The sequence below is a fragment of the Bradyrhizobium sp. CCBAU 25360 genome (assembly GCF_028128695.1).
Taxonomy (GTDB): domain Bacteria; phylum Pseudomonadota; class Alphaproteobacteria; order Rhizobiales; family Xanthobacteraceae; genus Bradyrhizobium; species Bradyrhizobium ottawaense.
This window is the reverse complement of record NZ_LBJA01000045.1, coordinates 819,140-831,835: the sequence shown is the minus strand read 5'-3', so window position 1 is coordinate 831,835 and position 12,696 is coordinate 819,140. Positions and strand designations below refer to the sequence as shown.

The window sequence follows — 12,696 nt, the reverse complement described above, 5'->3', positions numbered from 1 at the left end:
CTTACCAGGTCGGCAGATAGGTGCCCTTGAAGCGCTTCTCCAAAAACTCCTTCACCGGCGCGGAGTGATAGGCCTCGATCAGCGGCTTCACCCAGGGCTTGTCCTTGTCCTCTTCGCGAACGGCGAGGATGTTGACCCAGGGGCCGTCGGGATTCTCGCGGGCGATCGCGTCGGTCGCCGGATTGAGGCCGGCCTGCACCGCGTAATTGTTGTTGATGGAGACGACGTCGACGTCCTGCAGCGCGCGCGGCAGCTGGGCGGCATCGAGCTCGACGAAGCGCAGCTTCTTCGGGTTGTCGGTGATATCAGCGATGGTCGAGGCGACGTTGTTCGGGTCCTTCAGCTTGATCACGCCGTGCAGCGCCAAGATCATCAGGCCGCGCGCGCCGTTGGAGGGATCGTTGGCGATCGCGACACGGGCACCTTCCGGCAGGTCGGCGAGCGTCTTGTATTTCTGCGAATAGACGCCCTGCGGCGAGCCGATCGTGTTGGCGACCTTGACGATCTTCCAGCCGGTCTTGGAGATCTGGTTCTTCAGATACGGCTCGTGCTGGAACGAATTGGCCTCGAGATCCTTCAGGGCCAGCGCCTGGTTCGGGATCACATAGTCCGTGAACTCGACCACCTTGATGTCGAGGCCGCGCTCGGCGCCGACCTTCTTCACGACGTCGATGATCTCGGCATGGGGACCGGCGGTGACGCCGACGCGGATGGTTTCGGCATGGACCGTGGTCGCAAGCAAGGCTGCAGCCGCAAGGGTTGCGAGAAAGCGCATTGAAGTCTCCAGTTTCAGGATGGTGGTATCAGTGATGCCGCAGCCGGCGATTGACCCGCCGCGCCAGATAATCGCCCGCGCTCTGGACGAGCTGCACCAGCGCGATCAGCACGACGACGACGGCCAGCATCATCTCCGGCATGAAGCGCTGATAGCCGTAGCGGATGCCGAGATCGCCGAGGCCGCCGCCGCCGACCGCACCGACCATCGCGGAGTAGCCGAGCAGGCTGACCACTGCGAGCGTCAGCGCCAGCAACAGGCCCGGCAGCGCCTCGGGGATCAGCACCTTGAACACGATCTGAAGCGGCGAGGCGCCGAACGAGGACGCCGTCTCGATCAGGCCGCCATCGACCTCCCGGATCGCAGCTTCGACCAGACGCGCGATGAACGGCGCCGACGCGATCGTCAGCGGCACGATTGCGGCGGTCGAACCGATCGAGGTGCCCGCGACAAGGCGGGTGAACGGGATGATGGCCACGACCAGGATGATGAACGGCGTCGAACGCGTCGCATTGACGACGATGCCGAGCACGCGGTTGACGACTGGGGCCGCGAACAGCTCGCCCTTCCGGCTGGTCGCCAGGAAGACGCCGAGCGGCAGGCCGAAGACGGTGCCGAGCAGCGCCGCGATGCCGACCATGTACAGGCTCTCGAAGGTAGCCTGGATGATCAAATTGATGAGTTCAGGCGACATAGCCGAGATGCTCCGCCGGGAATTGATATTGAGACAACCAGGCAAGGACCCGCGCCTGCGCGTCCTCGCGGCCGGGAATGCCGAGAACGAGCGAGCCGACATGCTGGCCGCCGATTTCGTCGATGCGCGCCGACAGCAGCGCGACGTCGAGGCCGAGCTCGCGGGCGAGCCGCGCCACCACGGTGTCGCCGGCCCCTGCCCCGCGGACCTGGACGCGGATCACGGCCTGCCCGCCAACGGGCGGCTCCGCTACGATCCGGCTCGCCAGCGAGACCGGCAGGCTGTCGCCGATGACCTCCGCGAGGAAGGACTGCGTGATCGGATGTTTTGGATGGGTGAAGATGTCGGCGACATGGCCGCTCTCGACCACGTGGCCAGCGTCGAGCACGACCACTTCCTTGGCGAGCTGGCGTACCACGGACATTTCGTGGGTGATCAGCACGATGGTCACGCCCAGCTCGCGGTTGATGTTGGCGAGCAGATCGAGGATCGCGCGTGTCGTCTGCGGATCGAGCGCGGACGTCGCCTCGTCCGACAAGAGCACGCTCGGCCGCGTCGCCAGCGCGCGGGCAATGCCGACGCGCTGCTTCTGGCCGCCGGAGAGCTCCGAAGGATAACGGTCGTGCTTGTCGGCGATGCCGACGAGCGCGAGCAGCTCGGTGACGCGGGCCTTGATGTCGGCCTTGGACCAGCCGGCGATCTCGAGCGGCAGCGCGATGTTGTCGGCGGCAGTGCGCGACGACAGCAGGTTGAAGTGCTGGAAGATCATGCCGATCGAGCGCTGCGCCAGCCGCAGCTCGCGGCCCGCCAGCGCCGAGATGTCGCGGCCGTCGACGACGACTCGTCCCGTGGTCGGCTTCTCCAGCCCGTTGATGAGCCGGACCAGGCTCGACTTGCCGGCGCCGGAGCGGCCGATCACGCCGGTGATGGAACCGCGCGGGATTGCGAAATCGATATCTTGCAGCGCGTTGACGCCGGGCTTGCCGCGATAGGCCGGATAGATTTTCGAGATGCCGGCGAAGCGAACCATCGCGTCCGGCTCGGCTGTGGCAGGTGAAATCGCTTCAGGCGGCGCAATCGGCTGTCCGACGGCGAGCGATTGGTGAGCGTTCATGGAGACGGCCTTCATGCACAATAGTTCTCTCGCCCACCCGAAAAGGCAAACGAAAGCCGGGTCGCATCAGCGACTGGAGATGGAACAGCAGCAAACGCCTCTGGGGGCAACGCGCTGCACCGCAGCACGCACCATCGCCTTTTCCAGTCTTTCTTGCAATTTCAGATATTTGCGAGGAGATGGACGAAGATTCCCCAATCCCTCTCCGGAGAAGAATATTCCTTCGCAGAGGGTATCAGTCTCCCGCCCGGGCTCATCCCATCTGCAACCAGGGCAGCACGATCAGCAGAAGACCTGCGAAATAGAGCAGCCCGAAGAGCAGGCCAAAACCCCAAAACTGGCCCTTTCCGATATAGCCGCTGCCGAAATACATCGGCGCCGGTCCTGTCGCGTAAGGCGAGATCACGCCCATCAGGCCGAGCGAGTACATGCAGAGCATGGCGAGGGTCGTGACCGGCAGACCGGGAATGCCCGATCCGACCGCGAGCACGACGGGCAGCACGGCGGCGGCATGCGAGGTGATGCTCGAGAAGAAATAGTGGATCCAGAAGAACAGCGCGACCAGCAGCAGCATCGCGGTCGACGGCGATAGCCCGGCGAGCGGCTTTGCGTATTCGGTCGCGAACCATTTGATGAAGCCGATCTCGTTGAGGCCGGAGGCCAGCGTCAGCAGCGAGGTGAAATAGAAGAACACCTCCCAGGCACTCTTCTCGCTGACGATGTCGGCAAACTCGATCACACCGGTCACCAGCATCAGGGAGATCACGATGAACACCACGGTGGTGGCATTTACGAAGTTCGAGCCGAGCACGGGCACGTGGATGTCCGGGCTGGAGCCTGCGATCCACAGGAACATCGCGAGCACGATCAGGCCGAGCATGATCCACTCGTTGCGCGACATCGGGCCCATCCCGGCGAGTTCCTTCGCCGCCCATTCGGTGATTTCCGGGCTGCGCTTCACCTCGGGACGGCAGACCAAATAGCTGAGCAGCGGCACCAGCACCATCAGCAGGATGCCGAGCGGCGCGAAGCCGAGAAACCACTGGCCCCAGCTGACCTCGACCCCGGCGGTCTTCTTGGCGATCGCCAGCGCCGCCGCGTTGGGCGCAAGCGCGGTGAAGAACAGCGAGCTCGTGACGGCGGTCGCGGCGAAGGCCGTCCACATCACATAGGTGCCGATCCTGCCGGCGGTCGGCCCCGGCTCGGAGCCATAGATGCGCGGGATGTTGCTGATGATGGGATAGACGATGCCGCCGCTGCGCGCGGTGTTCGACGGCGTCGCCGGCGCGAGCAGGAAGTCGGACATCGCCACGGCATAGCCAAGGCCGAGCGTGTTGCGGCCAAGGCGCTGCACCAGCACCAATGCAATGCGCCGGCCGAGCTGGCTCTTGCGATAGCCGATCGAGAACACGAAGGCGCCGACGATGAGCCAGACCGTGCTCTCGGCAAAGCCCGCCAGCATCCAGCGCAGCGACTTGCCGGGATCGGGATCGATATAGCCGGCAACGCCCGCGACCGTGAGGCCGATGAAGCCGACCGCGCCGACCGGCATCGATTCCAGGATGAGCCCGGTGATGACGGCCGCGAACACGGCGAAATAGTGCCACTGATTGACGTTGAGCCCTGCAGGCACCGGCCACAGATAGATCACCAGCCACACCGCGAGCGGCGCGACCAGTTTCCAGCGAAAGCCTTTCGCCTCCGGCGCCTGCGAGCTAGCAGTCATGGGCCCTCCCCCTCGATCGTCGTCGCCTGTGCGGCCCGTGGGCGAGCCTGCTCTTGTCCCTGCGCCGCGTATACGAACTGCCGGTTGTGCGATCAATGGCCTGGCATCAATCTATCGCCCCTTGAAGCGTGGCTTGCGGCGGCCCAGGAACGCCTCGACGCCCTCCTTGTGATCCTCGCTGAGGCTGGCGAGCGCGAACTGGTCGACGTCCATGTGGCTGGCGAGATCGTCCAGCGCATGCGCGAGCCGGTTGACGGTCAGCTTGGTCATCGCGACCGAGAGCGGTGGCTGCGCGGCGACCTTGCGCGCAAGATCCATGGCGGCATCGAAGGCATGGCCGGGATCGACCACCTGCTCCACCAGGCGCCATTGATGGGCCTCATCCGCTGAGATGCGCTCATCAGCCAGGATCACCGCCTGCTTGGTGCGGGCCGGCCCCATCAGGTGCAGCATGCGCGGGATGCTCTGCCAGCTCATGTTCATGCCGAGGCCGATTTCGGGCACGCGCAGATGTGCATCGCGGCCCATGATGCGGAAGTCGAGCGCGACGGCGAGGGCCACGCCGCCGCCGACACAAAAACCCTCGATCGCCGCGATCGTGATCTGCTCCATCTCTTGCCAGGTGTGCGTTAGGCGCGGTCCGAGCTTGAGGTGCCGCCGCAGCGTGCCGAGGTCCATCTCCTTGCGCGAGCGCCCTTCGGCGTCCTTGAGGTCGAAGCCGGCGCTGAACGCGCCCGAGCTGCCGGTCAATACGACGACCGACGTCGCGGCATCGTCCTCGAAGCTGCGCGCCGCCGCGGTCAGCTGCCGCATTGCCTCGGGTGACAGGGCGTTGATGCCGTCGCCCCGATCGAAACGCACCACCGCAATCCGTCCCTCGGGTCCGAGGCCCTTTTCGATCTTCACGTAGTCCGTCACCAACGTCTCCCCATCTGCTTTGCGGCGATGCTAGCCTACATCCGGCCTCACGAATATGGGACCCGGTTGCGCCGCAGCGCATACTCGACAGGCCTGGGCCATTGCGCTTAATCTTCGCCGCCATGAGCCATGATCACGACCATCACCACCACCACGATCACGACCATTCCGAGCTGTCGGAGACCGAGCTGCGCGTGCGCGCGCTCGAGACGATCCTGACCGAAAAAGGCTATGTCGAGCCCGCCGCGCTCGACGCCATCATCCAGGCCTATGAGACCAAGATCGGCCCGCACAACGGCGCACGCGTCGTCGCCAAGGCCTGGACCGATCCGGCGTTCAAAAAGGCGCTGCTCGAGGATGGCTCCAAGGCGATCGGCACGCTCGGCCATGTCAGCCGCGTCGGCGACCATCTCGTCGTGGTCGAGAACACGCCTGCGCGCCACAACATGGTCGTGTGCACGCTGTGCTCCTGCTACCCCTGGGAAATGCTGGGGCTGCCGCCGGTCTGGTACAAGGCGGCGCCCTATCGCTCCCGCGCCGTGAAGGATCCGCGCGGCGTGCTCGCCGACTTCGACGTCACCCTGCCGAAGGACATCGAGATCCGGGTGTGGGATTCCACCGCCGAAACGCGCTTTCTGGTGCTGCCGATGCGCCCCGAAGGTACCGAGGGCTGGAGCGAGGAACAGCTCGCCGAGCTCGTCACGCGCGATTCCATGATCGGCACCGGCTTCCCGCGACAGCCCGGAGCGCCGTCATGAACGGCGTGCACGACATGGGCGGCATGGACGGGTTCGGCAAGGTCGAACCCGAGCCCAACGAGCCGGTGTTCCATGCGGAATGGGAATCCCGCGTGCTGGCGATGGTGCGTGCAATGGGCGCGGCCGGCGCCTTTAACATCGACACCTCGCGCTTCTATCGCGAGATGATCCCGCCGCACGTGTATCTGTCGAGCTCCTATTACAAGAAATGGTTTCTCGGGCTCGAGGAGATGCTGATCGAGAAGGGCTACCTCACCCGCGAGGAACTCGCCGCCCGCCACGCGATGCAGCCTGCCAAGGCCCTCAAGCACGGCAAGCTGAAGGTCGAAGGCGTCGAGCGCACCATGGTGCGCGGCAAGTTCGCCCGCCCTGCCCCCGCGCCCGCCAAGTTCAAGATCGGCGATCGCGTGCGCGCCAGGAACATCCATCCGGCCACGCATACGCGGCTGCCGCGCTATGTGCGCGGCCATGTCGGCGTGGTCGAATTGAACCACGGCTGCCACGTGTTTCCGGATTCAGCGGCGATGGAGCTCGGCGAGAACCCGCAGTGGCTTTACACGGTGGTGTTCGAAGGCCGTGATCTCTGGGGCGAGGATGGTGATCCCACCCTGAAAGTCTCGATCGACGCGTTCGAGCCCTATCTGGACCCGGCGCGATGAGCGGTACCGCTGCTGCCGCAGCCACCGCGGCCATACCCAGCATTCCCCGCGATGACGACGGCCCGGTGTTCCGCGCGCCGTGGGAGGCGCACGCGTTCGCGATGGCATTGACGCTGCACGAGCGCGGCGTCTTCACCTGGCCGGAATGGGCAGCAAGCCTGGCCTCCGAGATCAAGCGCGCGCAGGCGGCCGGCGATCCCGATACGGGCGAGACCTATTATCTGCACTGGCTCGCCACGCTGGAGGGTCTGGTTGCGCGCAAGGGCGTCGCCTCGACGGAAACCCTGCACCGCTACCGCGACGCCTGGGACCATGCGGCCGATCGCACCCCGCACGGCAAGCCGATCGAGCTCAGGCCGGAGGATTTTGGTTAGCTGGCGCGAAGTTCGGCGTTGCGACGCTCGTGTCCCGGACAAGCTGCAACGCGCAAGCGTTGCGGCGCAGAGCCGGGACCCAGACGGCGACACGATACCTTGCGGAAGCATGGGCCCCGGCTCTGCAGCGCACCGCTGCCGGACGATGCTTCGCATCGCCGCGGGAGCGCTGCGCTGCATCCGGGGCACGAGAGCAGTGCAACGAATCTACCTCCCCGCCACAAACTCCCGCCACCCCTTCGCCCGCAGGCTGCACGCCGGGCACTCGCCGCAGCCATAGCCCCACTCGTGCTGCGCGCCGCGTTCGCCGAGATAGCAGGTATGGGAATGCTCGCGGATGAGGTCGACCAGCCCCTCGCCGCCGAGATCCTGCGCCAGCTGCCACGTCGCGGCCTTGTCGATCCACATCAAGGGCGTGTGCAGCTCGAATGGTCTGGCCATGCCGAGCGAGAGCGCGGCCTGCATGGCGCGGATGGTGTCGTCGCGGCAATCGGGATAGCCGGAATAGTCGGTCTCGCACATGCCGCCGACGATATGGGTGATGCCGCGCCGATAGGCCAGCGCCGCGGCGAAGGTCAAAAACACCAGGTTGCGGCCGGGTACGAAGGTGTTGGGGAGGCCGTCGGCGCCCATCGCGATCGCGACATCGCGCGTCAGCGCCGTCTCGGACACTGCCGCCAGCGTCGGAATCGACAGCGTATGGCTCTCGCCGAGTTTTGCGGCCCAATCGGCGCGCAAGCCCTTGATGCCGTCGAACAGCCGGTCGCGGCAATCGAGCTCGATGGCATGGCGCTGGCCGTAGTCGAACCCCAGCGTCTCCACGCGTGCAAAGCGGCTGAGCGCCCAGGCGAGGCAGGTGGTGGAGTCCTGGCCGCCGGAAAACAGCACCAGCGCGGTTTGTGATGAAATTGCGTCGCTCATGGTCCGCGCTTTAGCACTGCGGACGCGGCCCGCCAATCGGTGGAAATCGGCCCGTTCCGCGCCGCGACGCTGGGAACGGCGGGCCGCTTTTGGCATAAGGTTTTGGAGCCAGGAGAGCGCCCCGCAATGACCCCTTCCCGCGACATTTCCCGCCTGATCGAGATCATGGCGGCGCTGCGCACGCCGGTGACCGGCTGCCCCTGGGACCTCGAGCAGGATTTTGCGACGATCGCGCCCTACACGATCGAGGAGGCCTATGAGGTGGTCGAGGCCATCAGCCGCGGCGATCTCGACGATCTCCGTGAGGAACTCGGCGACCTCCTGCTCCAGGTGGTCTTCCACGCCCAGATGGCTTCGGAGCAGAACGCCTTTGCTTTCGGAGATGTCGTCGAGGCGATCACGCGAAAAATGATCCGGCGCCATCCCCACGTCTTCGCCGACAAGGACGGCAATCTCGCCTCCTCCCATGTCAAGGAAGTCTGGGACCGCATCAAGGCGGAGGAAAAAGCCGAGCGCGCCGCGCGCCGGGCGCCGGAGGACATGCCTGCGCACAAATCGCTGCTGTCAGGCGTCAAGGCCGGCCAGCCCGCACTGACCCGCGCCATGGAGCTGCAGCGCAAGGCCTCCACCGTCGGCTTCGACTGGAACGACCCGCGCGCGGTGCTGCAAAAGATCCGCGAGGAAGCCGACGAGATCGAGGCCGCGCTCGACCGCAACGACAAGCAGGAGATTGCGGAAGAGACCGGTGACCTGATGTTCGCCCTCGTCAACCTCGCCCGCCACGTCGATGCCGATCCGGAGGCCGCATTGCGTGCGACCAACGCAAAATTCGAGCGGCGCTTTGCCTACATCGAACGGTCGCTGGAGGCGCAGGGCCGCACGCTGGAGCAGGCGTCGCTGGCGGAGATGGATGCGCTGTGGAATGCGGCGAAGACCGCCACTTGATACGGGGCACGCAGTGGACATCAGGCAGGACGATCCGAAGGCACCGCATGTCGCCGACTTGTTGGCACATCACCTCGAAGAACTCCGCAGCGTCATGGGCGAGCACGCGCAGGCGCTCGACGCGAGCGGCCTGTCGGCCTCGTCGGTGACGTTCTGGACTGCTTGGCAAGACGGAGTGCTAGCTGGCTTCGGTGCCCTGAAGCAGCTGGATGAGACGCATGGCGAAGTGAAGTCGATGCGGGCCGCGCCCACTGCGCGGCGAACCGGGGTCGGGCGAGCTATTCTGGACCACATCGTTGCCGAAGCCCGCAAGCGCGGTTATGCGCGTCTCAGCCTGGAGACCGGCACTGCGCCGCTGCACGGCCCCGCGATCTCGCTCTACCGCAGTGTCGGCTTCGTGCCCTGCGCGCCGTTCGCCGACTATCAGGCGAGCCTGCACAACCAGTTCATGAGCCTCGATCTGTCGAGGTGATCTTCTCAGGCAGCAGCGCCTAGGCCGAGAGGCGTGGCACTGCGTCGAACCTGTTCACCACGATATCCCGCTTGGTCTCGTCGACCCGTACGGTCATGTCGAAGCGGCCGTCGTGCAGCTCCTTGGCCAGCACCTCGGCATTGCGGTGCAGCCAGCTGATGCCGGCGCCGTCGGCGGCGTCGATGGAGAGGTCGAGCGTGGTGCGCTTGGCCGCTAACCGCTCCTCGATCGCGGCAAGCAGGGCGTCGACCCCCTCGCCTGACACGGCCGAGACCAGCATCGCGGGATGGTCCTCCGGCCTGCGCGCGGCGATGTTCAACAGCTCTTCGCGCTGCTCGGAATCGTAGCGGTCGATCTTGTTCCAGACTTCGATGATGCGGCCGGAATCATCGGGGTTGATGCCGAGCTGGCGCAGCACGGCGTCGACGTCGCTCTGCTGGGCCTCGGCATCTTCATGGGATATGTCGCGCACATGCAGGATGACGTCGGCTTCGAGCACCTCTTCCAGCGTGGCGCGGAAGGCGGCGACGAGCTGCGTCGGAAGGTTGGAGATGAAGCCGACGGTGTCCGACAGCATCGCCTTGCCGCCATGTGGCAGGTTGAGGGCGCGCAGCGTCGGGTCGAGCGTGGCGAACAGCATGTCGGCAGCCTGCACGTCGGCACGCGTCAGGCGGTTGAACAGCGTCGACTTGCCGGCATTGGTGTAGCCGACCAGCGCCACGACACGATACGGCACGCGCTGGCGGCCGGCACGATGCAGCCGCCGCGTCGCCTGCACCTTCTTCAGCTCGCCTTCGAGCTTGGAGATGCGCTCCTGGATCAGGCGTCGGTCCGCTTCGATCTGCGTCTCGCCGGGACCGCCCATGAAGCCGAAGCCGCCGCGCTGGCGCTCCAGATGGGTCCATGATCGCACCAGGCGCGAGCGCTGGTAGTTGAGATGCGCGAGCTCGACCTGGAGCGAGCCTTCCTTGGTCTTGGCGCGGCGGCCGAAGATTTCCAGGATCAGCCCGGTGCGGTCGAGCACCTTGGCGTGCAATTCCTTCTCAAGATTGCGCTGCTGGATCGGCGCCAGCGCGCAATCCATCACCACGAGCTCGACATCGAGGCTCTTGGCGAGTGCGGCGATCTCCTCGACCTTGCCCTTGCCGATATAGGTCGCGGGACGGATCTGGCTGATCGGCGCGATGATGGCGTCGGCTATGACGAGATCGATCGCACGCGCGAGGCCGGCGGCTTCATCGAGCCGGGCCTCGGCGTTGCGCTGGATATGAGTCTCCGATTGCGCGTCGGCACCGCCTGCGCGCACCCGCAAATAGGGGCCGATGACAAGCACCCGCCCCGTCTGCTTAGCCCCTGCCGACCGTGGACGGTCGGCATCCCCGTCGAAATTCCGGGGTTCCAATCAGATCACTCTCAAGCCGGCTGATCCTCGCCGCCTTCGAACAACTGGATCGGCGCACCCGGCATGATGGTCGAGATCGCATGCTTGTAAACGAGCTGCGAATGACCGTCGCGCCGAAGCAGTAAACAGAAATTGTCGAACCAGGTCACGATGCCCTGGAGCTTCACTCCGTTGACCAGAAAGATCGTCAGTGGCGTCTTGGTTTTGCGAACGTGATTAAGGAAGGTGTCCTGTAGGTTTTGTGCGCGGTCTGCCGCCATTGTTTTTTTCTCGCTTTGAGTTTCTTTTTATTGCGCCGGTTGCGGCCCTCTTTGTGAAGGTCGGAGCCTCTCCCGGTTGCCGTTCCTCATGAGATCCCCCTCGGAAGGAACAGCTGTGCAATTAGAGGACAGGTGGACCTATTAGGCAAGCCGCTTCACGCGGCAGCTGGCGCGGTATTGCCCCGAAAAACTACGGAAATCGATGAATTTCCTCGTTTTCGTCAAAGGTGTCGCCGCAACGTCGCGGCGTTAGAATCTTGTTTCGACGGCGTTTTCCTTGCACAAAAACGCGCTAGCCGACACCGAGCGCTTTCAACTTTCGATGCAGCGCCGACCGTTCCATGCCAACGAACTCGGCTGTGCGAGAAATATTTCCTGAAAAACGGCTGATCTGTGCAATCAAATAGTCGCGCTCGAACACTTCGCGCGCCTCGCGCAGCGGCAGGCCCATGATGTGCTCGCCATTGTTGCTGGTCGGCATCGCCGGCACCATGGAGCCGACGTCCTGCGGCAACATGTCGGCCGTGATGATGACCTCCGGTCCACCGGCGGCCAGAATCATGACTCTTTCAACGTTGTTGCGGAGCTGGCGCACATTGCCCGGCCAGACATGCGATTGCAGCACCGCCATCGCGTCCTGCCCGATCTGCCGCTTGGGCAGGCCGCTACCGGCCGAGATCTGCTCCATGAAATAGTCGATCAATTCCGGGATGTCCTCGCGCCGCTCGGAGAGCGCAGGCACGCGGATCGGCACCACCGAGAGCCGATGATAGAGGTCCTCGCGGAAGTGGCCGGCCGCGATCTCCTCTTCGAGATTGCGCGCGGTCGAGGAGATGATGCGCACATCGACCTGCACCTTGGCGGTGCCGCCGACGCGCTGAAACGATTGCTCCACCAGCACCCGCAGGATCTTGTTCTGGGTCTCGCGCGGCATGTCCGCGATCTCGTCGATGAACAGCGTGCCGCCATGGGCTTCCTCGAGCGCGCCGGGCTTGCGCGCCTGTTCGCCGTTGGACTGCTCGACGCCGAACAGCTCGTGCTCCATGCGCTCGGGCGTGATCGCGGCGGCGTTGATGACGACGAAGGGACCGTCGGCGCGGCCCGAGGCCGTATGCAGCGTGCGTGCCGTCAATTCCTTGCCGGCGCCGGCGGGACCGACGATCAGGATGCGGCTGTTGGCCTTGGCCGCGCGCTCGATGGTCTGGCGCAACTGGTTCATGCTCGGCGAGCGGCCGACGAGCTGGCTTGCGCTCGGCGCCAGCTGCTTCAGCTCCTTGACCTCGCGCTTGAGCCGCGAGTTCTCCAGCGCCCTGGTCGCGACCAGGATCAGCCGGTCGGCCTTGAACGGCTTCTCGATGAAGTCGTAGGCGCCGCGCTTGATCGCGGCCACCGCGGTCTCGATGTTACCGTGGCCGGAGATCATCACGACCGGCAGGTCGGCATTGTCCTTCTTGACCTGCTCCAGCAGCTGCAAGCCGTCGAGCTTGGAGCCCTGCAGCCAGATGTCGAGGAACACCAGATGCGGCCGCCGGTTGGCGATTTCAGCCAGTGCAGAGTCGCTGTCGCGCGCAGTCCGCGTGACAAAACCCTCGTCCTCGAGAATGCCTGCGACGAGATCTCGAATATCGGCCTCATCATCGACAATCAGAATTTCACTTGCCATGGGTCGCGCCTGTCT

General features: G+C 65.1%; 14 protein-coding genes. 5 read left to right on the top strand and 9 right to left on the bottom strand.

Going from position 1 to position 12,696, the window contains the following annotated elements:
* Position 1 precedes the first annotated feature (1 nt).
* From XH81_RS38190 to XH81_RS38170, 5 genes are all read right to left on the bottom strand, one after another.
* Positions 2-775, bottom strand: a complete 774-nt coding sequence (locus tag XH81_RS38190; RefSeq protein ID WP_028144659.1) for a MetQ/NlpA family ABC transporter substrate-binding protein — start codon at positions 773-775, stop codon at positions 2-4.
* A gap of 28 nt (positions 776-803) precedes the next feature.
* On the bottom strand, positions 804-1,469 hold the full coding sequence (locus XH81_RS38185) for a methionine ABC transporter permease (protein WP_028144660.1): 666 nt from the start codon (positions 1,467-1,469) through the stop codon (positions 804-806).
* Entirely contained in the window at positions 1,459-2,598 is a 1,140-nt protein-coding gene (locus tag XH81_RS38180) for a methionine ABC transporter ATP-binding protein (protein WP_028144661.1), read from the bottom strand. Before XH81_RS38180 ends, XH81_RS38185 begins: the two co-directional genes overlap by 11 nt.
* A gap of 238 nt (positions 2,599-2,836) precedes the next feature.
* Positions 2,837-4,309, bottom strand: coding sequence for a DASS family sodium-coupled anion symporter (locus XH81_RS38175; protein WP_028144662.1), 1,473 nt, complete (start codon positions 4,307-4,309; stop codon positions 2,837-2,839).
* Between the two features lie 111 nt (positions 4,310-4,420).
* Entirely contained in the window at positions 4,421-5,227 is an 807-nt protein-coding gene (locus XH81_RS38170; RefSeq protein WP_028144663.1) for an enoyl-CoA hydratase/isomerase family protein, read from the bottom strand.
* Between the two features lie 122 nt (positions 5,228-5,349).
* On the opposite strand from XH81_RS38170, the gene nthA reads away from it, so the two are divergent.
* Genes nthA through XH81_RS38155 form a run of 3 tightly spaced genes read left to right on the top strand, consistent with a single transcriptional unit; the run spans position 5,350 to position 7,018 of the window.
* Positions 5,350-5,985 carry a nitrile hydratase subunit alpha gene (nthA, locus tag XH81_RS38165; RefSeq protein ID WP_028144664.1) on the top strand — a complete coding sequence of 212 codons (636 nt, stop codon included), beginning with the start codon at positions 5,350-5,352 and terminating at the stop codon, positions 5,983-5,985.
* Complete coding sequence (gene nthB, locus XH81_RS38160; RefSeq protein ID WP_028144665.1) at positions 5,982-6,644, top strand: nitrile hydratase subunit beta; 663 nt, start codon at positions 5,982-5,984, stop codon at positions 6,642-6,644. Before nthA ends, nthB begins: the two co-directional genes overlap by 4 nt.
* A complete protein-coding gene (locus tag XH81_RS38155; RefSeq protein WP_028144666.1) occupies positions 6,641-7,018 on the top strand; it encodes a nitrile hydratase accessory protein in 378 nt (125 codons plus the stop codon). Before nthB ends, XH81_RS38155 begins: the two co-directional genes overlap by 4 nt.
* Positions 7,019-7,225: 207 nt before the next feature.
* On the opposite strand, the gene queC is transcribed toward XH81_RS38155, so the two are convergent.
* On the bottom strand, positions 7,226-7,939 hold the full coding sequence (queC, locus tag XH81_RS38150; RefSeq protein WP_028144667.1) for a 7-cyano-7-deazaguanine synthase QueC: 714 nt from the start codon (positions 7,937-7,939) through the stop codon (positions 7,226-7,228).
* Positions 7,940-8,065: 126 nt separating this feature from the next.
* Here queC and mazG point away from each other — a divergent pair, with 126 nt between their 5' ends.
* Together mazG and XH81_RS38140 are read left to right on the top strand one after the other, a co-directional pair.
* On the top strand, positions 8,066-8,884 hold the full coding sequence (mazG, locus tag XH81_RS38145) for a nucleoside triphosphate pyrophosphohydrolase (protein ID WP_038946760.1): 819 nt from the start codon (positions 8,066-8,068) through the stop codon (positions 8,882-8,884).
* Positions 8,885-8,897: 13 nt separating this feature from the next.
* Positions 8,898-9,356: a GNAT family N-acetyltransferase gene (locus tag XH81_RS38140; RefSeq protein ID WP_028144669.1), complete on the top strand. Its 459-nt coding sequence runs from the start codon at positions 8,898-8,900 to the stop codon at positions 9,354-9,356.
* 19 nt (positions 9,357-9,375) lie between these two features.
* On the opposite strand, the gene hflX is transcribed toward XH81_RS38140, so the two are convergent.
* The 3 genes from hflX to ntrX all read right to left on the bottom strand — a co-directional run bounded on the left by hflX (position 9,376) and on the right by ntrX (position 12,681).
* Positions 9,376-10,758 carry a GTPase HflX gene (gene hflX, locus XH81_RS38135; protein WP_028144670.1) on the bottom strand — a complete coding sequence of 461 codons (1,383 nt, stop codon included), beginning with the start codon at positions 10,756-10,758 and terminating at the stop codon, positions 9,376-9,378.
* Positions 10,759-10,769: 11 nt separating this feature from the next.
* Positions 10,770-11,018 carry an RNA chaperone Hfq gene (gene hfq, locus XH81_RS38130; RefSeq protein WP_007591126.1) on the bottom strand — a complete coding sequence of 83 codons (249 nt, stop codon included), beginning with the start codon at positions 11,016-11,018 and terminating at the stop codon, positions 10,770-10,772.
* Positions 11,019-11,310: 292 nt separating this feature from the next.
* Positions 11,311-12,681 carry a nitrogen assimilation response regulator NtrX gene (gene ntrX / locus XH81_RS38125; protein ID WP_018320442.1) on the bottom strand — a complete coding sequence of 457 codons (1,371 nt, stop codon included), beginning with the start codon at positions 12,679-12,681 and terminating at the stop codon, positions 11,311-11,313.
* Between the last annotated feature and the right edge of the window lie 15 nt (positions 12,682-12,696).